Source organism: Roseibium sediminicola (assembly GCF_023156505.1).
GTDB lineage: Bacteria > Pseudomonadota > Alphaproteobacteria > Rhizobiales > Stappiaceae > Roseibium > Roseibium sediminicola.
This window is the reverse complement of the sequence record NZ_JALNMJ010000001.1, coordinates 398,599-421,213: the sequence shown is the minus strand read 5'-3', so window position 1 is coordinate 421,213 and position 22,615 is coordinate 398,599. Positions and strand designations below refer to the sequence as shown.

Below are 22,615 nucleotides of genomic sequence, written 5' to 3'. Positions count from 1 at the left end.
CACCTCCCCCAACTGCTGACCAAAGGAAAAAGACATGGACTTCTTCGTGGACACAGCCGACGTCGATGACATCAAAAGCCTGCTTGAGACCGGCCTGCTCGACGGGGTCACGACCAATCCAAGCCTCGTTGCAAAATCCGGACGCGACTTCCTGGAGGTGATTGCCGAGATTTGCCGCCTGACCGATACACCGGTCTCCGCGGAAGTGTCGGCTCTGGATGCCAAGGGCATGATCCTGGAAGGCGAGCGCCTTGCCGGAATCGCCGGAAATGTCGTCGTCAAGCTGCCTTTGACGCTCGAAGGCCTGAAGGCCTGCAAACATTTCAGGCGCTATGGCGTGAAAACCAACGTCACCTTGTGCTTCACCGCCAACCAGGCCCTGTTGGCCGCAAAAGCGGGAGCAACCTATGTCTCGCCCTTTGTCGGCAGGCTCGACGACATCAACCTGGAAGGGAGCCACCTCCTGGGCGACATTCGGACGATCTACAACACCTATGATTTCGACACCAAGATCCTCGCGGCATCCATCCGCAGCCCCAACCATGTCACCCAGGCCGCGCTGGCGCGCGCCGATGTCGTGACGGTTCCGCCGGGCGTCCTTCGAAAACTCGCCGATCACCCCCTGACCAAACAGGGGATCGACCAGTTCGTCGCGGACTGGAAAAGCACCGGGCAATCCATCTTGTAGGATTTTCTTCTCTGGGGAGCGTCGCCTCAGGCCACCTGGCTGACCAGAGTGATTTTGGGGGCCTGCGCCGGCTCGGTCTCCGGTTCGTCCTTGCGAATGGCCGTCGAGGCCATCAAGGCCCGGCGGATGTCGCGGACCGGCATCGGCTTGCCGAACAGGAAGCCCTGGACCTCGTTACAGCCCTGCGAGGCCAGGAAACCGAGATGGCCTTCCGTTTCGACACCTTCGGCGAGAACCGGGATCTGGAGGCTCTCGCCCAGGATGATGGTTGCCCGGACAATGGCCTCGGATTGCTTGTTGCCGCCGAGATCCTTGACGAATTCCCGGTCGATCTTGATCTTGTCGAAGGGAAACGCCTGCAGAGTGGCGAGCGAGGAATAGCCGGTGCCGAAATCGTCCATGGCGATGCGCACGCCCAGCTTCTTCAGCTGGTGGATGATCTGCAGCGCATGCGAGGTGTCAGCGATGATGCCGGTCTCGGTGATTTCCAGTTCCAGGCGTTCCGGCCTGAGCCCGCTTTCCCTCAGCGCATGGGCGACGATGTCGGGGAAGTGGTTGTCGGCGAGCTGCACCGGCGCAACATTGATGGCGACCTTGACCGGGTTGGTCCAGCTGGCGGCCTCGCGGCAGGCGGTGCGGATGATCCAGGCGCCGATCTCCTTGATCTGCCCGGTTTCCTCCGCGATCGGGATGAATTCGAACGGCGGCACCATGCCGCGCGCCGGATGGTTCCAGCGCAGCAACACCTCGGTGCCCGTGACCTCGCGGGTCGTGACGTCGTTCTGAAGCTGGTAATAGAGTTCGAATTCGCCATTCTTCAGCGCATTGCGCAGATCCATGGCAAGGGCGCTACGCTCGCGGGTCTGCTCATCCTTGTCGGCATCGTAGCAGAGCGCCGCGTTGCCCCCGTTCGCCTTGGCGCGGTGCATGGCCCGCGATGCGGCTTCCATCAGCTTCGGGCCGGTTGCCGCGTGATCCGGATAGGTTGCATAGCCAACGCTGCTGGCAACGCGGATTTCCTCACCCTGCCAGGCTAGGGGAAGCGCCACCAGTTTCTGCACCCGCTTGCACAGGTCCAGCATGTAGCCACGATAATAGACAGGCTTGCCAACGACGACGAACTCGTCGCCGCTGATCCTGGCAACATATTCTTCCGGGTCGAGATGTTCCGAAAGACACTTTGCAACATGGCGCAGAACCGCGTCGCCGCCGGCATGGCCAAGCACTTCGTTGATTTCCTTGAACCGGCTCAAATTGCAGTTGAGGACGATCACACGGGCGTTGTCCATGGCAACGCGGTTGATGAACCCATCCAGATGCCGGTCGAGCGCCGCCCGGTTGGGCAGGCCCGTCAGCGGGTCGTGATGGGCGATATGGTTCAGTCGATTGTCGGCAACCTCTGTGTTCACGGTGTCGATGGAATAGGTGATCATGGCGGAGAGCATCAGCACGCTCATGGTGAAGACAACCGCGATCCCCATCAGCTGGTTGGAGATCAGATCTCTCTCACTGCCATCCAGCCGCAACGGCAGGATTTCGACACCGCCCATGGCAACAAAATGCAGGCTGGCGACGGCCAGAATGAAACTGACTGCAGCCCCGTATTTGCAATAACGCGTGACCGGGCGCGCGATCCTGCTGGTCGCGAACATGCCGAAAATACAGGACAAGAGGACTGAGGTGACGACAAAGGACGTGGACAGTGTCAGAATGCCGGACACCTTCAGCGCTTCGATGCCCATGAAATGCATGGCCGCGATCGACGCGCCGAACACGATCCCGCCGACCTCGATCAGGTAAGAACGCTGCGTCATCGAGCTAATCAGCAGACCAGCAGTGGTCCCCGCGATGGCGACAAGTAGCGACAACGCGGTCAACACCAAATCGTAGCCCAGGATGAACGGGCTTTCATAGGCGATCATGGCGACAAAGTGCGTACTCCAGATCGTGCCACCCGCGATCAGACCGGACAAAAGCAGCCACATGTACTTGAGATTGCCCTGGGTACGGCGAACCCTTGCGAACAGACGCATGGTCAGAACCGCGCCGATCGTCAGGATTATCACCGCCAGGGCGAGAAACAGAGGATCATGCTCGAATACGATGCACGACAGGACAGTTAGCATTATCTACTCCAGATAATACAAGGTACCTGCTTCTCCGCCGAAAGTCGTAAAAACACGTAGACGCCCAGACTTATGGATAATGACCGGTAAACACGCCTAATCTACTGAAATATATGAACTAAAACACCTTCACAACAGACAGTTCGCACGGTGAAAGTTTGCTTCGATTTTTACCCGTTTACCATTCCCGCCCTGCGATAACCTTTAGCGGCAGACCCGCCCTGCGTGCACCTCGGACGCAAAAAGGCTCCTGTCCCTATGCACAGGAGCCTCGTGGTTCGGCAGCAACCCGATCAAGCAGCCGACTTTGCCTTGAACTCGATCCGTCGGCGGTGCAGCACGGGTTCGGTATAGCCGTTCGGCTGCTTCGTTCCCTCAAGCACCAGTTCACAGGCGGCCTGGAAGGCGACTGACCCCTCGAAATCGTCGGCCATCGGCCGGTAGAGCGGATCGCCTGCATTCTGGCCGTCGACCACGGCCGCCATGCGCTTCATCGTTTCCAGCACCTGCGCCTCGGTGACGACACCGTGATGCAGCCAGTTGGCAATGTGCTGGGAGGAAATGCGCAAGGTCGCCCGGTCTTCCATCAGCCCGACATCGTTGATGTCCGGAACCTTGGAACAGCCGATGCCCTGCTCAACCCAGCGCACCACGTAACCCAGGATTCCTTGCGCGTTGTTGTCGAGTTCCGCCTGAATGGCTTCCGGCGCCCAGTTCGGACGTTCGGCGACCGGAATGGACAGGATGTCCTCCAGCTTCGCGGCGTTACGGCTTTTCAATTCGCCCTGGCGCTCCGCCACGCTCACCTTGTGGTAATGCAGCGCATGCAGGGTGGCGGCGGTCGGTGACGGCACCCAGGCGGTGTTGGCGCCCGACAGCGGATGGCCGATCTTCTGCTCCAGCATGTCGTGCATCAGATCGGGCATTGCCCACATGCCCTTGCCGATCTGGGCATGGCCCGGCAGGCCGCAGGCGAGACCGATATCGACATTGTTGTTCTCATAGGCGCCGATCCAGGTGGCGGCCTTCATGTCGCCCTTGCGGATCATCGGTCCGGCTTCCATGGAGGTGTGCATCTCGTCGCCGGTGCGGTCGAGGAAGCCGGTGTTGATGAAGAACACGCGATCCCTGGCCTGGCGGATGCACTCCTTGAGGTTCACCGTGGTCCGGCGTTCCTCGTCCATGATGCCCATCTTGAGCGTGTTGCGGGCGAGGCCAAGCGCGTCCTCGACCCGATTGAAGATCTCGCAGGCAAAGGCGACTTCTTCCGGACCGTGCATCTTCGGCTTGACGATATAGACCGAGCCGGCCCGGCTGTTGAGCTCGCGGCCCTTCGGGCCGATGTCATGCAGGGCGATCATGGCCGTGATCATGCCGTCGAGCAGGCCTTCCGGCACTTCGTTGCCGTCGCGGTCGAGCACAGCATCTATGGTCATCAGGTGGCCGACATTGCGCACCAGCAGCAGCGACCGGCCGTGCAACTTCAGCACGCCGCCGTCGGGCGCAGTGTATTGCCGGTCGGCATTCATGCGCCTCGTGACGGTCTCACCGCCCTTTTCGAAAGTTTCTTCCAGATCGCCCTTCATCAGGCCGAGCCAGTTGGAATAGACGACGACCTTGTCCTCGGCATCAACGGCGGCGACGGAATCCTCGCAGTCCATGATGGTCGACATGGCCGATTCCAGAATGACGTCGGCGATATGCGCCTTGTCGGTCTTGCCGATCGGGTGCTGACTGTTGATGTCGATTTCCAGATGCAGGCCGTTCTTGACCAGAAGAACCTTGTAGGGCGCGGCGGTGTCGCCGGAATAGCCGGCGAACTGAGCCGGATCCTTCAGCGCGGTGGTACCGGTTTCCGTGGAGATGAGCAGCTGTTCGCCGTGAATGGCAAAACCGGTGACATCCGACCAGCTTCCGCTCGACAGCGGCGCAGCCTCGTCGAGGATCTTGCGGGCATAGGCGATGACCTCGGCGCCGCGCGCAGGATCGAAGCCCTTGCCCTGCGGCTTGGAGCCCATCGCATCGGTGCCGTAGAGCGCGTCGTAAAGCGATCCCCAACGGGCATTGGCTGCGTTCAGGGCGTAGCGCGCATTCATCACCGGCACGACCAGCTGCGGACCGGCCACCGATCCGATTTCCGGATCGATGTTGGCGGTGCCAACCTCAAAATCCGGTCCTTTCGGCACCAGGTAACCGATTTCTTCCAGGAAGCTCTTGTAGCCGTCCATGTCGGGTGACCCCGGGTGCGCCTTGTGCCAGGCGTCGATTTTTTCCTGGAGCTGATCGCGCTTTTCCAGCAACGCGCGATTCTTCGGCGCCAGATCGTGCACCAGGTCCGACAGGCTCTTCCAGAATTGGTCCTGATCGACACCGGTCTCCGGCAGGGCCCTGTCATTGACGAAGTCATAAAGATCCCTGGCAACTTGCAATCCGTGCGCGTCGATCCGGCCTGTCATGGGGCTGTTCCTTTCACAATCTCTTTTATCAAGCTATTGGCTGGTGTTTTGGGGTCAAGGACGGCAATCGTCAATTGTCCTGTGCCACCCATGACTTTTTCCATTTTGGAAAAGATCAAAATCATTATCTCCAACAGTATATGCCGGTATACAAAAAGAACGCCCTTTCGGCGACCCGCTCGATCCGGTACCGATGGCGTTTCGACCGATCCCACTTCCCGACAGGACCCCATGATTGCGCTGGCAAAACGATTTGGCGACCTGACCTATGGCAACGCCATCCTGATGCTGACCCTTACGACCCTGTTCTGGGGCGGCAACACGGTGGCCGGCCGCCTTGCGGTCGGCGAGGTCTCGCCCATGATGGTGGTTTTCCTGCGATGGGTCATTGTCGCCGCGATCATGCTGCCGCTGCAAGGCAAGAACATTCGCCGGGAATGGCCGCTGATCCGGCCCTATTTCCCTTACATGCTGCTGATGGCAATCTTCGGGTTCGTCGCCTTCAACACTCTGTTTTATATTGCCGCGACCGAGACCACAGCGGTCAATCTCGGCATCATTCAGGGCTCCATGCCGATCCTGGTGCTGATCGGATCCGTAATCGCCTTCGGCGCGAAGGTGCGTTTCCTGCAGGTGCTCGGCATTCTCCTGACCCTCGCCGGGGTTACCCTGATCGCCGCGCAGGGCAAACTGGAGGTGCTGCTCGCGCTCGCCGTCAATCCGGGAGACGGCATCATGCTTATCGCCTGCGTGCTTTATTCCGGTTACACGCTGGCACTCAGGAACCGGCCGCAAATTTCGCCGCTGACCTTCTTCGCTGTGCTGTCCGGCATTTCCGCGCTCGCTGCCGTTCCTGGTCTTTTCTACGAAATTTCTGCGGGCAGTGCCCAATGGCCGGGCCTGAAAGGCTGGCTGGTGGTTCTCTATATCTCCTTTTTCCCGTCCTTCCTGGCGCAGATCACCTTCATGCGCGGGGTCGAGCTGATCGGCCCGGCCCGGGCGGGCGTTTTCATCAACCTGGTGCCAATCTTCGCTGCGATCCTGGCGGTCTCGATCCTCGGGGAAGACTTCCAATGGCACCACGGCACGGCCCTGGTGCTGGTGCTCGGCGGCATCTGGCTTTCGGAGCGCAAAGCGGCCGCTTGAGGCTTCCCTCCGGACAAACCACACTTAAGACGACGAATTCCCTTTTTGTGCATTTGAATTTGCCGCAATCGCGGTGCACCATGGCCCCATGGAAACACCTTTGATAACAGGCGCTTTTGCGCTGTTGCTGATCACGATTTCTTTGCTGCAGCCGCTGGCTCGACGGCTCGGGCTCGCGCCGAGTGTGCTTCTGGCGACCGTCGGCACCATGATCGGCATCCTGGCGATCTATCTGCGCTATTCGGCCGAGACCAACGCCTTCAACGCCATCGCCGATGTTTTCATCAATCCGCCGCTGGATTCGGAGATGATCCTCTACATCTTCCTGCCGATCCTCCTCTTCCAGACGGCCTTGACACTGGATGTGCGCCGGATCCTGGAGGATATCGGGCCGATCCTGGTGATGGCCGTCGTGGCGGTGTTTGTCGCCACCGCCTTTATCGGCTTTGGCCTCTACCCGCTTGCCTTGCTTTTTTCGCTTCCGGATATCGGATTGCTTGCCTGCCTCCTGCTCGGCGCAATCGTGGCCACGACGGATCCCGTGGCGGTCGTCGCCATCTTCCGGGATATCGGCGCGCCCGCACGCCTCGGCCGGATCGTGGAAGGCGAAAGCCTGTTAAACGATGCCGCCGCCATCGTGATTTTCGTCCTCCTGCTGCACATGCTGACCGGCCAAAACTCATTTACCGCCGGCGAGGCCCTGATCGCATTCTGCCGGTCGTTTGCCGGCGGCCTTATCGTCGGAGCGCTGCTCGGACGGATCACCGTCAGCCTGTTGCCCCTGATGCGCGACCTGCCGCTTGCCCAGGTGACCTTGTCGCTCGCCCTGCCCTACGCCACCTATGTGCTGAGCGACCAGTTCGTGGATGTGTCCGCTGTGGTTGCCGTGGTTTGTGCCGGCACCGTGTTCAACTTCTATGGCCTTGCGCGCATTCAACCCTCCAGCTGGCAATTCCTTCATGCCGTCTGGGAGCAGATTTCCTTCTGGGCGGCCTCACTGATCTTCCTGCTGTCGGCCATCCTGATCCCGCGTTTTGTTGAAGGCTTCACACCGATCGACATTCTGCTGTTGCTGGTGGTGATCCTTGCCGCACTTGCCGCCCGAGGCATCGTGATTTTCGGCGTGTTGCCCTTTTTGAGCGTCTTCGGGATGGGACAATCGGTCAACACCAAGTTCAAGACCGTGATCCTGTGGGGTGGCATGCGCGGCGCGGTGACCCTGACCCTGGCCCTGTCCGTGTCGGAACACGCCCTCTTGTCGACGGAGGTGTCCGGCTTCATCACAAAGCTTGCCACGGGCTTCGTGCTGTTCACCCTTCTGGTCTACGGCACAAGCCTGAAGCCCTTGATCCGGCTGCTTCATCTCGACCGGCTGACCCCGCGGGACGAGGCTCTCCGGACCCAGTATCTGGCGCTGTCGCTTTCCGATATCCGCCATGAACTCGAAACGGCCGCCAGCAACTATCATATCGGTCCGGACGTGACCTCCGCCGTCCTCAAGGACTACGAGACCCGGGCTGCGGCCGCCGCCGCAGAGACCAACAAGCTGGAGGAACTCAAGGACTGGGACCGCGTGCGCATGGGCCTGATCGCGCTTGCCGACCGGGAACAGCAGCTGGTTCTGGAGCATTTTCACGAAAAAACCATCTCAGGCCGGTCCGTGTCGCGCTTCCTGACCCTGACAGGGCGGACTGGCGATCTGACGCGCAGCGACGGCCGCTCCGGCTACAACAAGGCCACGCGCCAGCCGCTCAAATTCGGGCTTGGGTTCCGTCTTGCCCAGACCCTGCAGCGTCGCCTGCGCATTGCCCGACCGCTGGCCATCCGCCTCGCCGACCGGTTCGAGTTCCTGCTCGTCTACCGGATCCTGGCCGACGAGCTGATCGTCTTCAACAACCGCCGGATCCGGCCCCTGCTCGGCGATCGTGTTGCCGACATTCTTCAGGACACGCTGACGATCCGGCAGGACGAGACGCATGCGGCGATCGACGCGTTGCGCCTGCAATATCCCGACTATGCCGACGCGCTTGAAGGGCAATTTCTGCGCAAGGCCGGGGTGCGGCTGGAGGAGACGGCCTATGATGAGGCCAAGGAACAGATGCTGATCGGCACGGAACTCCACCGCGACCTCCTGCGCGATGTCGAGCGGACACGCCGAGAATGCCACACACGGCCGAAACTGGATCTCGGCCTGAAAACCCGCGAACTGGTCAGCGCTCATCCACTCTTCGCCGACCTTCCGCGGAAACAGCAAAAGGCGATCCGGCGCATGATGCGGCCGCAATTCGCGACCCCGGGCGAGCAACTGATCCGCAAGGGCGACCGGGGCGACGCCGCCTATTTCATTGCCTCGGGCGCCGTCGAGGTTCGCGCGCCGACCCACAATGTCCGGTTAGGACGCGGCGATGTCTTCGGCGAAATCGCGCTGATGACCGGCGGCCGCCGCAGCGCCGACGTGGTCGCGCTCGGCTATTGCCAGCTGCTCAGCCTGCGCGCCCAGGACTTCAAGGCCCTGATGACCGAACACGAGGACCTGCGCCAGCACGTGGTGTCGCTCGCCAAGAAACGCCAGCTGATGAACACCGACGACCATGACGCGGATATCGAGGATCCGGTGGTTCCCGTTTTCGTGGAGCCGGCAAGCGTTTCCCGGGAAAAAGAAGCGGCGGGAGACGATGGGGAACAGGTGACCGAGACCAGCCTTCAGGAAGTGTTGGCGGCTGAAGAGGATGAACCTGACGCGCCGGTGACCGCGACTGACGTCATCTCGGCCGCGCCACAGGATGACACGGGTTCTGAGGCGGCAGAACCGACCGAGCAGACATCGGCGGAAATGCGGCCGGACGAGACGGAAAGCGCGCCTCTGGAAGAGCCGACAGGCCCAGGTGCCGAGGAGCCCGTTGAAAAGGCATCCAGTGATGACACTCAGGACGAAGCTGAAGTCCGGAATAAAGATCTAAAGAAGGAACCTGAAACGGCCTGAGGCGGGCAATGTGCAGCCACGTCCGATGTTGTCATCCCCGCGAAAACGCACAGCTGTCCGGGATTTTTGTCCCGGTGTCGGTGTTCATGCGAGTTGCAGCTGCAGTTGGGGTTTTGGGGGTCTGAGGCGAGGTGGTCTTGGCTTCGGCTTTTGACGTCCGGAAAGATCGAGGGGGTTGAGGATGGCGACTTTCAAGCGTGCCATGAGATCCTTGAGGCTGCCTTTGTGTGCCCTGGCGCAAGTGTCCTTCATCAGCCTGAGCAGCAGGAAGGCGATAAGGGCGACATAGAGCTGGATCCTGACGGCATTTTCGGAGCGTCCGAGGAAGGTCCTGATCTTGAGGTTCTGCTTGATCCACTTGAAGAACAGTTCGATCTGCCAGCGCTGCTTGTAGAGTTGGGCGATGTCCTCGGCCGAGCGCTCCATGTCGTTGGTGACCAGACGCAGAGGCTCCTTGTTCTCGCGCTCGACCAGGATCTCGCGCAAGGTGGTGTCGAAGAGCGGGTTGTCGGCCCCGCCACGGGGCTTCCTGTGACCGACTTTGAAACAGTTGTCGGCGAGGATGGGGGCTTCGAGTTCGTCCGCGTTCGCGGTGACCTCGCGCCGGGGTGATGGCGCGGGCAAGGGTCGTGTCGCTGACCTTGGGCGAGGTCAGGTCGAAGCAGACTGGATGCTCCGTCTCGGGGTCGTAGTGAACGTAGAGCTTGAGGCCGCGCACCCGGCTGTCGGCCTCCGGCCAGGCGAAGCGGGCATCGCGCAGTGGGATCGGCGAGGCGTCGATCAACTCGATCAGACCCTTGCTTTCCTGGCGCAGCCTGCGGGTCACGTCGGTCATCAGATGGCCGGCCAGATCGCGGAAGACCGCCGCCGGGCGGGTGGCGTTGGCGTCCGACAGGGTCGACTTTCCGGGAACTCTCAGCCCCAGGTGATAGAGCGCCTCCGGCCGGGCCGCCAGGGCCTGCTCGATCTCGCGCAGGCTGGTAAGGCCGGCCAGTTGGGCGAACAGCAGGGCCTTGAGATGGCGCTGGCAGGTCCAGGCCCCGTCTCCCTCGCCAACACCGTGGTTGCCCTTGTGAAAACTCACCACACGGTTGACGACGCGACGGTCGAGTGGTTCCAAAACGCGCTGAAAGGCGGTACGAATAAACGGCACGGCAGACCTCCAAAAATCAAGTTTGGCGACAAGATTTTTGACCTGAAGCGCAGGCAATGTCTGTCGTGCAATTTGACTCACCCTAAAAATCCCGGACAGCTGTGCGCAAAAGCGGGGATGACAACTGGGGAGAACCCATTTTCCAACAGAGCTGCTGGTTGCGGTTCAAACGTCCCTAACCGTCGTCATTGCCGGGCTTGACCCGGCAATCCATGCCGTTGCGCTCAACAGCCAAGGTTGTTCGCCTTGGCACTGAAACGGCATGGATGCCATGGTCGAGCCATGGCATGACGAATAGGTAGAGGTGAATGCCCCCTACCCCGCCTTCTGGATTTCCACCGAATGCGGATACGGGATGGAGATGCCACCGGCGTCGAAGGCCTGTTTGACGGCCTTCAGCATGTGGAATTTCAGCTCCCAATAGTCGCTGGCATCGCACCACAGGCGCACACCGAGATCGACGGAGCTGTCGCCGAGATTGGTCAGCCGCACCCAGGGTTCGGGATCCTTGTGGACCCGCTCATCCGCATTGGCGACGTCCAGGATGATCTGGACGGCCTTGTCGACATCATCGCCATAGTCGATGCCGAAGGTCAGGTCGAGACGCCGGGTGGAATGGGCGGAGAAATTTGTCACCACCGCGCCCCAGGCCTTGCCGTTGGGCAGGATGATCTGGACATTGTCGGGCGTGACCAGCTCTGTGACGAAAATGTTGAGGTCCTTCACGGTTCCCGACGTGCCGCCGATATCGACAAACTGGCCGATCTTGTAGGGCCGGAAGATGATCAGCATGACGCCTGCCGCGGTGTCGCCGAGTGTCCCCTGCAAGGCCAGACCGATGGCCAGGGTACCGGCGCCGAGCACCGCGACGAGGCTGGTCGCCTGGATGCCGAACAGCTGCAGGATCGCGATCACCGTGACCAGCAGGATCAGCCAGCGGATGATCGAGGCCGCAAAACCGCCGATCGTGTCGTCAATGCGTGGATGACTGACGATCCGCCGCTTGGCGAGCGCGGCGAGAAATCCGGCCAGGAACCAGCCGATGACCAGAACGACAAGGGCTTTTGCCGCGTTGATGACCAGCGGCATCCAGACGCTGACCTGGTCCATTGCGCTTTCCATGATTTCTCTCCGTCCGAAACAAACACTTTGAATACGTGAGAGTTCTAACAGTGGATCGGTCGGCTGACCAGCAGATCGCAGTGTCATTTGCCACAAGGCTCCCGGGCTGGCTTTGCCAGTCCCGGGAAAGCCCAAGATCAATTGAGATTTTGCAGCCAGTCCTCGAGAAAAGCCACCATGTCCGGATTGCCGCAGCCCGCAATAAAGCGCGGGTCCAGGACACTGCCCGCTTCCAGAAGCAGGCGCGCGCAGGTGATGTGATCGGCTTCGGGACGTTTCGGGGCAAATTCCGAGCCGTGAACGACCGTGTCGAGCGCGTCGCCGCCAAAACCGTTCTTGCGGGTCAGATCGGGCCCGAGCGACAGAAAATACCGCAGTTCCTCGACCAGGCCATTCCAGCCGGCAACATGAAGCGGCGGCAGGCCCATGCTGTCGGGAACATCCGGGTCCAGCCCGGCTGAAACCAGCGCCTTCATGTGATCCAGCTTGCCCGGAATGAAGGCGAGCCGCGTCAGAAGTCCCCGGTCCTCTTCGCTTAAGCCATTCGTGTCGAGCCGGGCCGCCAGAGGTCTGTTTTCCGCGCAGGCCGCCAAAATCGCCTCATTGCCATTCAGCGGCCGAGCATAGCCATTTGCCGCCAGGAAATCGGCTACCGGCCGGTTGCCATAGATCAGTGCCATGGCGTGAGGTGTGTGTCCGTCCCAGACCGCAGTTGCGTCCGCGCCATGCTGCAAGAGCAACTCAGCGACCTCGATCGGCGCATCGCGCCGCGCGGCCTGGTGGAGCGCGGGGATGGTGTTCATCGGCAAACCGCTTGGGTGATCCGGCTCGGTGATGTTCGGATCGGCACCCGCCTCCAGCAACAACCGGACCTTGGCAATGTCGTCGAAATCGAGTGCCCGCGGCAGTGCATTGGTGCCGTCCGGCCGGGCGCCGTGTTTCAATAGCAGCTCCAGCGCCCGTGTGTGACCGAGTTCGGTGGAATGATAGAGGCTCTCATTGTCGTTCGGATCGGCGCCCTTCTCCAGAAACCAGCGCCCGAGCTCAAAATTGTCGGCGTGGCAGAGGGCGCCATAAAGCGCGGAAAGGGCGTGATCCGCGCCGGGCTCCGGCGGATAGCCGTCGTTTACATCCGCGCCGTGCGCCACCAGCAATTCGGCGATCGCCAGCATGTCCGACTGCCTATCGGGGCGGCGATGAATGTCCTTGGAAAAGGCCAGATGCAGGATTGGGCTGCGGATACCGACCAATGCGGTCGCCGCAGCGGGATCGGCGTCAATCGCCGCGCGCACGGCATCCAGATCGTAGAGCGCAATCTGCAGGCCGAGATTGTCTTGCCGCAGTGCCGGATCGTCCGCGAGCAATTTTTCGGTGATCCAATGCTGGCCGTGATAGAGCGCCATCTTCAACCGTTCCGCTTTCTCGGCGCGGGTCATGGCAGCGCTTTCCAGCGCGAATTTCAGCTTCGGCCAGCTGTCGTGACCTTCCTCGCGGGCAATCACATGCAGAAAGTCGGCATGCCTCAGACCCTTTGCCGGATCGGCATGGGCGGCGACACGCGCAAGCGCATTCGCGTCGCCTGTGGAATATGCCTTCCTGAGGCGGCGGGCGGATTTCTTGTAGGTGTCAAGGGAAGTCGCAGGTCCATCGGACATGGCTTTTCTCCTGGTTCGAGAGCCCGGGCGATCCGCTGGTGTCGGGCGCAGGTGAAAAACCGGCATATGTCGTCAGGTGTCAGGGTGCTTTCGCTTTCCGCGGATCCGGCTGCCGCCCTCGTCGGCCCCGGAATCGTGCCGGAACGGGCAGGACAATGCAAGCCCGTTCCTCAAGCCGGTTAGCTTATCAGCTCTTCACGGGACCGAGATCGCAAGGCGCCTCGCTGTCGTCGGGCACAAAGAAATCCGGAGCCAGCGCCAGGCTCGGATCGACCCGGTACTTGTCGAAATCGGTCACACCGCGGCTTGCCAGGAAGGTGTCGTCGATGACGAACTGGCCGGTGAACTCACGAGACGGCGAAGTGAAGATCTCATGGGCGGCGTCGGCCAGGATCGCCGGTGTGCGGCTCTGCTGCATCATCTTGTCGCCTCCGATGATGTTCTTGATCGCCGCCGTCGCGATGGTCGTGCGCGGCCACAGCGCGTTGACAGCGATGCCCTTGGAGCGCAGCTCTCCGGCCAGGCCCAGCACCACAAGGCTCATGCCGTATTTGGCGATGGAATAGGGCGTGAACGGCGCAAACCATTTTTCCTGCATGTCGAGCGGCGGCGACAGCATCAGGATATGCGGATTGTCGGTCTTCTTCAGATGCTCGATCGCATGTTTGCAGCAGGCCAACGTGCCGCGCGTGTTGATCTGGTGCATCAGGTCGAAGCGCTTCATGTCCGTCTGCTGCAGGGGCGTCAGCTGGATGGCGCTGGCATTGTTGACCAGGATATCGAGCCCGCCGAAATGCGCCGCCGTCTTGTCGATGGCCTCCTTGACCGCTTCGTCGTCGCGCACGTCGAGCACGATCGGCAGCGCCTTGCCGCCAGCCGCTTCAATCTCCTCGGCGGCCGAAAAGATCGTACCTTCGAGCTTGGGGTGCGGCTCCGCGGTCTTCGCAGCAACAGCGACATTGGCGCCGTCCCGGGCGGCCCGGAGCGCGATTTCCTTGCCGATCCCGCGCGACGCGCCGGTGATGAAAAGTGTCTTTCCCTTCAGGGACATGTTTGTCTCCTCCGTCTGTCGCTCTCGGGGCGACGACCTTGCGGTCTCCAATGTTGTCATCCCGGCCAAGCGAAGCGAAGAGCCGGGACCCAGGACTCCCGGGCCGATGTTGTCGGCACAAACCTATGAGGCTTCCTGGGTCCCCGCTTTCGCGGGATGACATTCGTTTACGTTGCTCAGGCCTTCTTCTTCATCATGAAGGCCTGGAAGGCGGCAATGGTTTCCGGGGCGCTGAGACGGCTGGCGAAGATCCTGATTTCCTCTTCCACCCGCTCCGACAGCACCGATGTGTCGCCGCGCAGCAGCTTGCGCGAAAGCGCCATGGCCTGAGGCGGTTTCGACGCGATTTCCCTGGCGCAGGCCAGCGCCGCCGCGTCGACGTCACCTTCCACCACCTCGTTGACCAGGCCACAGGCGGCGGCTTTCTCGGCGGAAAACCCATTACCAAGGCAAAGCAACTCAAACGCGCGGGCATGCCCCATCAGCTGTGGTCCGAGCAGGCTGGAACCGGCTTCCGGCACCAGGCCGAGATCGACAAAGGGCGAGCGGATCAGCGAGCGCGGACTGGCAAAGACCATGTCGCAATGCATCAGCAAGGTCGTACCGACACCGATGGCGATGCCGTCGACCGAGGCGACCAACGGTTTCTCGTTGCGCACCAGCGCGCGCAGGAAGCGCACGACCGGGGTCTCGTCGAGGCCCGCCTTGCCGGCATGCTGCAGAAAGTCGCCGATATCGTTGCCGGCGGTGAAGACCTCCGGCTGGCCGCAGATCAGCTGGCAGCGGATGCCGTCATCGCCGTTGCCTGTCTCCAGCGCCTCGGCAAGTGCGTTGTACATCTCGCCCGTCAGGGCATTCTTCTTCTCCGGCCGGTCCAGACGCAGGATTCGGACGCCGTCTTCAAGGGATGTTTGGATCATTTGTTACTCCAGGGGACGGCTCACGAAGCCAGGGCTTCCGGGTCGAAACCCTGAATGACTGCGGCGGACAATAGGATGTCCGACTTCAGGCCGGCGGTTTCGCCAAGCGTGGTCTCGCAGAAGCTGCGCGCCAGTAGGGTGCGTTCGGCAAGACGGGCCGCCGGCTCGTTCGCGGAGCGCAGCGCACCCTTGGCCAAGAGAGCTCCGCCAAGCGCCAGACCGGCGACGCGCAGATAAGGCGTTGCGCCGGATAGGGCGTCCGCAATCCGTCCGTCAGCCTGTGCCGCCAGCATGTAGTCGGTTGCCTCGGTGAGATCCCGAAGACTGGCTGCGAGCCGCTCCGCTGTCGCGCCGAATTCCGGGCGGTTGGAGGCGGCGACCTCGTCCGCGATGTCCGTCAGCTCCTGAATGAAGCCCCTGATGTGCTCACCGCCGGAGAGCGGCAGTTTGCGCATGACGAGGTCGATGGACTGAATGCCGTTGGTGCCCTCATAGATTGGAGCGATGCGGGCGTCGCGCAGATGCTGGGCGGCACCGGTTTCCTCGATGAAGCCCATGCCGCCATGAATCTGGATGCCGAGCGAGGCCACCTCGACGCCAAAATCGGTCGACAGCGCCTTGGCAATCGGGGTCAGCAGGCTGGCGCGTTCGCTCCAGAAGGTCTTGGCGGCCGCCTCCTCCGCGACATTGGCCATGTCGATGGCATGGGCGCAGGCATAACAGATCGCGCGTGCGACCTGGGTGCGCGCCTTCATGCCGAGCAGCATGCGCTTGATGTCCGGGTGGCGCGCAATCGGGCTCATGCCGTCCTCGCCGGTGTCACCCGGCGCCCGGCCCTGCTTGCGCTCGATGGCGTAAGCCAGCGCATGCTGAAAGGCCCGCTCGGCGACGCCCAGCCCCTGGATGCCGACGGCGAGGCGCGCGTTGTTCATCATGGTGAACATGCAGGCAAGGCCACGGTTCTCCTCACCGATCAGCCAGCCCTTGGCGCCGCCCTCGTCGCCATAGACCATGGTGCAGGTCGGCGAGCCGTGAATGCCCATCTTGTGCTCGACGCCGGCGACCTTGACGTCGTTGCGGTCGCCCAGGGAGCCGTCATCATTGACCAGGAATTTCGGTACCAGGAACAGCGAAATGCCCTTGGTGCCGGGAGGTGCGTCCGGCAGGCGCGCCAGCACCATGTGGATGATGTTGTCAGTCAGATCGTGGTCGCCATAGGTGATGAAGATCTTCTGACCGAAGATGCGGTAAGTGCCGTCCTCATTGCGCTCGGCCTTGGCCTTCAGGGCATTCAGGTCCGAGCCGGCCTGCGGCTCGGTCAGGTTCATGGTGCCCATCCACTCGCCGGTGACGAGCTTTTCCAGATATTTGGCCTTGAGCTCCTCGGAGGCGTGTTTTTCCATGGCCTCGACGGCGCCGATCGTCAGTGTCGGGCCGATCGCAAAAGCCATGGAGCCGGAGTTCCACATTTCCAGCGCGGCGGCCGACAGCATCTGCGGCAGGCCCTGGCCGCCCGACTGCGGATCGGCGGTCAATCCGTTCCAGCCGCCCTCGATCCAGGCATGATAGGCTTCGCGCCAACCCGGAGGGGTCGACACATTGCCGTTTTCCAGCGGCGTGCCATGTGCATCGGCCACCTTGTTGAGCGGGGCGATCTCCTCGGCCGCGAACCGGCCGGCCTCGGTCAGGATGGCGTCGACAAGATCATCGCCCAGTTCCGCATGGCGGGCACTTTTCTGCAGATCGCTCAATCCGCAGACATGTTTGAGCGTGAAGGCGATCTCGTCGACAGGGGCGCGGTACATTCAGGTCCTCCCAAACCTGCCGGCATCGCTTTAGCCGGCATATGACTGTTTTCGCTGTTCAAAGCTTGACGGAAGCGCAGCTTCTCCGCAAAAGGCGCTATCGACAGCGAGTTGACAGGACAATAGACCAGTTGACGTTAACGTCAACCCGTATCGCTGCGGCAGGTCATCGTCTTTTTGGTCAAGGCGCGGAAAACAGTTGGACCGGATCCGCAAGATGCAGCGTTGGACACTCGATCTCGACACGCCCGGCTGGCAGGCCGCTCCGGAAGCGGACGCGGTGTGCGCGGCGATCGTGGCCGGCGATCTCGTTGCCGTACCGACCGAGACCGTTTACGGCCTCGCCGCCGACGCCACCAACGGCGCGGCCTGCGCGAAGATCTTCGAGGCCAAGGGCCGCCCCCAGTTCAATCCGCTGATTTCCCATGTGCCGTCGCTCGAGACCGCCCTTGCCCATGGCGTTTTCAACGACCAGGCACTGGCCCTGGCGGAAGCCTTCTGGCCCGGCCCGTTGACGATGGTGGTGCCGAAACGGAAAACTTCGCCGATCTGCGATCTGGCGACCGCCGGTCTGGACACGGTGGCCCTGCGGGTCCCTGACGGGCCGGTGATGCGGTTTCTGGCGGAAAAATCCGGCCGCCCTCTGGCTGCCCCCAGCGCCAACAGATCCGGGAAGATCAGCCCGACGCGGGCGGAAGACGTGGTCGCCGATCTTGAAAGCGCGCTCAGCTTCGTGATTGACGCCGGCCCCTGCGCGGTCGGCATCGAGTCCACAATCGTCGGCCTGCTTGACGACAGACCGCGGCTGCTCCGCCCGGGCGGCATTGCCCGTGAAGAGATCGAAAGCGTCCTGGGACTGGTTCTTTTGAGCGCCGATCCGGCCATGCGCCCGGACGCCCCGGCCGCCCCGGGCATGCTGTCCTCTCACTATGCGCCGAACGCCCGCATGATCCTCGCTGCCGATGCGGCAACCCCGGAAGACGGTCTGCTCTCGTTTGGCCCTACCCCCCTGCCCGGCGCCGAACACGCGCGCGCGGAATTCAACCTGAGCCCGACCGGCAACCTCCGGGAAGCCGCCGCAAACCTGTTTCACGCGATGCGTTTTCTGGATTCGACCGGCGCAAAGGCCATTCGGGTGCAAATTATCCCCAACTTTGGTCTGGGCGAAGCCATCAACGATCGGTTGCAGAGGGCGGCCGCGCCGCGAGATTGATCAGCGCCGCCGCGGTAGAAACACCGGTAACGACTGCACGTTGTGGAACAACTTTGACGCTTTCTTCAGCAGGATTTCAAAAAGCCTGAAAAATCAGCAAGTCATGACACAATTCTGACTCAGAAGTTGAACCGGGAACGCCTGAAGTTAATCCGGGTATTGTTGAAGTTTCCGCTTTAACGGAGAACTACATCGAAGATTCGAAACCCGATTTTGGTTAAGCAATTCATACAATAGAGACTGACAAATCTGCACCAGTCTCAAACTTATCAACACCATGACCCAAATGAATTACGGTAAAAAGCTCGCATTCCGCTACTGGAATCACGTAAGTTAAAACTCAGATTTGAGATGCAGCGGACCTCCCCTCGGGCATTGCGGTGCTCGCACCTCGTAAAGGGCCGGCGAAAACAGCCGGCCCATTTTTTTGGCAAAATTCCAACCTCAATAACCGAGATACGAATCGCCGAGGCTGTCTCGGTACTTGTCGACCCAGGACGTGTTGATCTTCTTGATCGTGCCGTCTGCATCCAGTTCCTTGAAGCAGCGATTGAAATCTTCCGCATGCCCCGCGTCGCGGAAGGCCATCGTGTAGGGGCTGGAGTCGAAGACTGCCTTGAAAGTGACCGACTGGTTCGGATCAAAGCGCAGATCGCTCTGGCCGCGCAGTTGCTGATTGTATTCGGCAAACAGCATGCCATCGCCGATGATCGCATCCACGCGTCCGCCGAAGAGGGACCGGCTCTGGGTGATCTGGTCGGTGACTTCCCGATAGTCGGCAAAGGAACCGGTGTGGTCGGAAAGCCCCGGAATGATGCTTTCCGCGCCCTTGAAGCCGATCACTTTCTTGCCGGCAAGATCGCCCAGGCCAGCGTAACTGGCACCACTGTCTGACAGGAACGAAACGCCGTTCTGGTAATGGATATAGACATCGCTCGGCGTGCCGTCGATCGGCATGCCCTGTGGCACGGTGGCGACTGCATCGCCTTCACCGGACTTGTAGCTCTCCCAGTGCCGGGTGAAGGGCTGGATTTCAAAGCTCACCGTATGACCGCATTTTTCCATGACGGCGCTGATGATTTCGGCTTCCCGTCCCTTGCCGTTGTCCAGGAACATCGGCGGCAGATTGCCAGCTAGTATCTTGATTTCGTCGGCCTGAGCCGGAGCGACCGCCGCGGACATCATCAGTCCGAGCGCGAAAAGGGACTGTTTTTTCATGGGACACCTCCTGTGGAACAAAGCATTGCGAGCGAAGTAAAGGCCCAACGACTAAACAATTGATTACTTTCGGCCAGCGACCTCGACCCTCAAGCTATTGATAATTTTACTTAATTCCGCACTTAACCCACCTGTTCCACACGGTTTTCCCGGTCATATTAATCCGCTTCGGTAATTGACAGTCCCTGCTGCAACCGTTCTGATGCCCGGCAACGATTTTCATAACAATTGACCTCCCGGAAACGCCTCCTTGTCGACCCTGATCCTTCATCATCCGTCCTATCTCGACCACCTGACGCCGATTGGGCACCCCGAACGCCCGGACCGGATCCGGGCCATTGACCGCATTCTGGAACATGAGAAGTTTCAGTCCGTCGAACGGGACATGGCGCCGATGGGAGCGGTCGAGGACATCGCACGGGCGCATCCGATGAGTTACGTCGACCAGATCCACCGGCTCGCGCCGGACGAAGGCACCGCGCGGGTCGACGCGGACACCACCATGTCGCCGGGTACCTGGGAAGCGGCGCTGCGCGGCGTCGGAGGCGCCTGCCGGGCCGTCGACGAGGTTCTGACCGACAGGGTCAGCAATGCCTTTTCCGCCTCCCGCCCACCCGGTCACCACGCGGAAAAAACCCGGGCAATGGGGTTCTGCTTCTTCAACAATGCCGCGATTGCAGCACGGTATGCCCAGTCGAAATACGGACTGGAACAGGTGGCCATCGTCGATTTTGACGTGCATCACGGCAACGGCACCCAAGACATCTTCTGGGACGACCCGACCGTCATGTATTGCTCCACGCACCAGATGCCGCTTTACCCGGGCTCCGGCGCGGCGTCCGAGACCGGCGATGCCAACACCATCGTCAATGTACCGCTGCCGCCGGGCGAAGACGGTACCGGTTTCAAGGAAGCCTTCGAAGTTGTGATCCTGCCGCGCCTGGAGACGTTCGCTCCCGAACTGGTGATTGTTTCGGCCGGCTTCGACGCCCACGCCCGCGATCCGCTTGGCGGGCTCAACCTGGTCGAGGCGGATTTTGCCTGGGCAACACGAGTGCTGATGGACATCGCTGACAAACACGGCAACGGTCATCTGATCTCCGTTCTGGAAGGCGGCTATGATCTCGAAGGCCTGGCACGCTCGACTGCGGCCCATGTCATGACCCTGATGACGGGCTGAGTTTTTCCCGATGCGAACGGATCGCGCCAGCCAAAAGCACGGGGATGAGCGGTTCGAATTTCAAAAGACACCTTGACCTTCGCCTCCCGGCCCGCAAGTTTGCCTTCAAGACCGATGCCACCTGACCGACGGGACCGCCGCCATGACCGATGCTGCGAACGACATTTCCGGCCTCTCCTTCGAGGACGCCCTCAAGCAGTTGGAGACCATCGTGCGCGAACTGGAACAGGGCAACGTGCCTCTGGAACGCAGCATCGACATGTATGAGCGCGGCGATGCCCTACGCAAACATTGCGACACGCTGCTGAAATCGGCCGAAGCCAAGGTGGAAAAGATCCAGCTTGGCCAGAACGGCGAAGCCAGCGGCACCGAAGCGCTAGATCCGCAGTAATAAGCCCTTCCTCGATCGCTTCAGGCAGCAACAATCGGCGGGCTTCCGAGTGAAACAGCGCGCTTATCGCGCGACTGCCACGGGACAAACTCCCGCCATGGCTCAAGCCAACCCGCAGAACTGATACAGTTTTCGCGTTTCTGATTTCACTACAGCTGAACCGGCTACCCAAACTTCCTCGTGACGAGTTGCCATGAAAGCGACAAATTGATAGTAATATTCATAGTAAGAAGAGGCATTTATGTAATAGTTAGTAGATATAGCGCATTATGCCAGCACTCAGTGAGACAGACCAGTCAAAACTACTTATACGGGTTCTTGAGTGTTCCTCGCGCACCGAGGATTGGCCGCAGCTATTGGCCTTCATCGACAAAGCGCTCGGCTGCAAATCCTTTCTGGCGGAGTTCGATGGCGACGGCAAACCGTTGCCGCATTTCGGCGGTCAGCAATCTGCGCAAGACCTGGGCACACTGTTAGGGCGAATTGAAACAGAAGGCGGGCGCAACGTCCTTGAGTTTCTGCTGTCGGACGCATCGCTGCACTATCCCTATTGCAAGACGTCGCTCACCCGAGGCGTCCGGGAAACGCCGACGCTGAACGGGTCAAATGGAGAACCGGCCGGAGCCAATGGAAACCTTCCCGATCGGCAGACGATATTACGGCAAGCCCCTGGACTGATCTCGCCGGTTTGGCGGGCAGATGGCTCCACGATCCTGTTCGGATGTCTGTTCACGGCCCACACGCCCGACACCATCGACGTCGGCCTCGCCAGCGAGACCTTCCGCGGCATCGTCAAAGCCCTGACCCCCGGATTGAACATTCACTTTCGCATAGAAAAGGAGCGCCAGGACAGTCTGTGTCAACGCATGCTGCTGTCGGAAGTGGACGGCCCTGCGGTGCTTTTGTCCGAAGACCGGACCATTCTGGCCCAGACGCCCGGTGCCGCGGATGCGCTTGCCAGGGCCGACGCCGCGGCACAGGAACGTCGAAAACTGCTGGTCAAGAACAAGAAGCTGGACGCCGCGCTCCTGGAACTTGCCGTCGCAACGAGGCAACAGACCGGTGGCCATCCCCCCGTGACGGAAAGTGTGCCACAGCGGTCATTCTGCATTTCCGACGCAAACGGATTTCTGAAGCGACTTCAGATCAAGGCTGTTGTTCCCGTCGCGGAAAAACCGGCCCGGCCCGCCGAACCCATGTTTATTGTCAGGCTGTCGGAAACGAGTGACGTTCCAGAAGGCGTGGAAAAATGTCTGCAGGATCATTTTGATCTGTCCCAATCCGAAGCGCATCTGGCGCGGCAACTAACGTTGTCCGGCTCCATGAACGCCACGGTCGACGCACTCGGAATCACCCGAAACACGGCCAAAACGCACCTGCGGCGCATCTATGAAAAGACCGGCGTGAACACACAACTTCAGCTAGCAAGGCTGGTGCACAGGCTGGCGCAGCTGTTCTGACTGATTACCGTAATGTCTGAAATATCGTTGCCGCCAACCGCCGAAACG

Annotated in this window: 16 protein-coding genes and 2 pseudogenes; 7 read left to right on the top strand and 11 right to left on the bottom strand. The window is 61.0% G+C overall.

Annotated elements, in window-relative coordinates; genetic code table 11:
• Positions 1–34 precede the first annotated feature (34 nt).
• Positions 35–688 carry a fructose-6-phosphate aldolase gene (gene fsa / locus M0H32_RS01885; protein WP_248149980.1) on the top strand — a complete coding sequence of 218 codons (654 nt, stop codon included), beginning with the start codon at positions 35–37 and terminating at the stop codon, positions 686–688.
• Positions 689–714: 26 nt separating this feature from the next.
• Here fsa and M0H32_RS01880 read toward each other — a convergent pair whose 3' ends face one another.
• The 3 genes from M0H32_RS01880 to M0H32_RS29410 all read right to left on the bottom strand — a co-directional run bounded on the left by M0H32_RS01880 (position 715) and on the right by M0H32_RS29410 (position 5,395).
• Complete coding sequence (locus M0H32_RS01880; protein ID WP_248149979.1) at positions 715–2,814, bottom strand: putative bifunctional diguanylate cyclase/phosphodiesterase; 2,100 nt, start codon at positions 2,812–2,814, stop codon at positions 715–717.
• Between the two features lie 293 nt (positions 2,815–3,107).
• Positions 3,108–5,270 carry a malate synthase G gene (locus M0H32_RS01875; RefSeq protein ID WP_248149977.1) on the bottom strand — a complete coding sequence of 721 codons (2,163 nt, stop codon included), beginning with the start codon at positions 5,268–5,270 and terminating at the stop codon, positions 3,108–3,110.
• A complete protein-coding gene (locus tag M0H32_RS29410) occupies positions 5,267–5,395 on the bottom strand; it encodes a hypothetical protein (RefSeq protein WP_282448997.1) in 129 nt (42 codons plus the stop codon). The genes M0H32_RS01875 and M0H32_RS29410 overlap by 4 nt, the downstream gene beginning before the upstream one ends.
• A gap of 106 nt (positions 5,396–5,501) precedes the next feature.
• On the opposite strand from M0H32_RS29410, the gene M0H32_RS01870 reads away from it, so the two are divergent.
• Positions 5,502–6,416 carry a DMT family transporter gene (locus M0H32_RS01870; protein ID WP_248149974.1) on the top strand — a complete coding sequence of 305 codons (915 nt, stop codon included), beginning with the start codon at positions 5,502–5,504 and terminating at the stop codon, positions 6,414–6,416.
• 100 nt (positions 6,417–6,516) lie between these two features.
• On the top strand, positions 6,517–9,399 hold the full coding sequence (locus tag M0H32_RS01865; protein ID WP_248149971.1) for a cation:proton antiporter domain-containing protein: 2,883 nt from the start codon (positions 6,517–6,519) through the stop codon (positions 9,397–9,399).
• A gap of 290 nt (positions 9,400–9,689) precedes the next feature.
• Here M0H32_RS01865 and M0H32_RS29705 read toward each other — a convergent pair.
• The 7 genes and pseudogenes from M0H32_RS29705 to M0H32_RS01830 form a co-directional block, all read right to left on the bottom strand.
• Positions 9,690–9,840 (bottom strand): annotated as a pseudogene (locus tag M0H32_RS29705) (transposase); the annotation flags it as partial.
• Positions 9,841–10,372: 532 nt separating this feature from the next.
• Positions 10,373–10,483 (bottom strand): annotated as a pseudogene (locus M0H32_RS29700) (hypothetical protein); the annotation flags it as partial.
• 384 nt (positions 10,484–10,867) lie between these two features.
• Positions 10,868–11,674, bottom strand: coding sequence for a mechanosensitive ion channel family protein (locus M0H32_RS01850; RefSeq protein ID WP_248149965.1), 807 nt, complete (start codon positions 11,672–11,674; stop codon positions 10,868–10,870).
• Between the two features lie 137 nt (positions 11,675–11,811).
• The gene (locus tag M0H32_RS01845) at positions 11,812–13,329 is read right to left on the bottom strand and encodes an ankyrin repeat domain-containing protein (RefSeq protein ID WP_248149962.1); all 1,518 of its coding nucleotides are present in this window, start codon (positions 13,327–13,329) and stop codon (positions 11,812–11,814) included.
• A 187-nt stretch (positions 13,330–13,516) separates the two neighbouring features.
• Complete coding sequence (locus M0H32_RS01840; protein ID WP_248149959.1) at positions 13,517–14,380, bottom strand: SDR family oxidoreductase; 864 nt, start codon at positions 14,378–14,380, stop codon at positions 13,517–13,519.
• A 176-nt stretch (positions 14,381–14,556) separates the two neighbouring features.
• Positions 14,557–15,300: a crotonase/enoyl-CoA hydratase family protein gene (locus tag M0H32_RS01835; protein ID WP_248149957.1), complete on the bottom strand. Its 744-nt coding sequence runs from the start codon at positions 15,298–15,300 to the stop codon at positions 14,557–14,559.
• A 20-nt stretch (positions 15,301–15,320) separates the two neighbouring features.
• Positions 15,321–17,105: an acyl-CoA dehydrogenase gene (locus M0H32_RS01830; RefSeq protein ID WP_248149955.1), complete on the bottom strand. Its 1,785-nt coding sequence runs from the start codon at positions 17,103–17,105 to the stop codon at positions 15,321–15,323.
• 217 nt (positions 17,106–17,322) lie between these two features.
• Here M0H32_RS01830 and M0H32_RS01825 point away from each other — a divergent pair, with 217 nt between their 5' ends.
• Positions 17,323–18,318 carry an L-threonylcarbamoyladenylate synthase gene (locus tag M0H32_RS01825; RefSeq protein WP_248149954.1) on the top strand — a complete coding sequence of 332 codons (996 nt, stop codon included), beginning with the start codon at positions 17,323–17,325 and terminating at the stop codon, positions 18,316–18,318.
• Between the two features lie 444 nt (positions 18,319–18,762).
• On the opposite strand, the gene M0H32_RS01820 is transcribed toward M0H32_RS01825, so the two are convergent.
• A complete protein-coding gene (locus tag M0H32_RS01820; protein ID WP_248149953.1) occupies positions 18,763–19,536 on the bottom strand; it encodes a substrate-binding periplasmic protein in 774 nt (257 codons plus the stop codon).
• 250 nt (positions 19,537–19,786) lie between these two features.
• On the opposite strand from M0H32_RS01820, the gene M0H32_RS01815 reads away from it, so the two are divergent.
• From M0H32_RS01815 to M0H32_RS01805, 3 genes are all read left to right on the top strand, one after another.
• Complete coding sequence (locus M0H32_RS01815; RefSeq protein ID WP_248149952.1) at positions 19,787–20,716, top strand: histone deacetylase family protein; 930 nt, start codon at positions 19,787–19,789, stop codon at positions 20,714–20,716.
• Positions 20,717–20,858: 142 nt separating this feature from the next.
• Positions 20,859–21,107, top strand: coding sequence for an exodeoxyribonuclease VII small subunit (locus M0H32_RS01810; protein WP_248149951.1), 249 nt, complete (start codon positions 20,859–20,861; stop codon positions 21,105–21,107).
• A gap of 356 nt (positions 21,108–21,463) precedes the next feature.
• Positions 21,464–22,567: a helix-turn-helix transcriptional regulator gene (locus M0H32_RS01805; protein ID WP_248149950.1), complete on the top strand. Its 1,104-nt coding sequence runs from the start codon at positions 21,464–21,466 to the stop codon at positions 22,565–22,567.
• Positions 22,568–22,615: the final 48 nt, after the last annotated feature.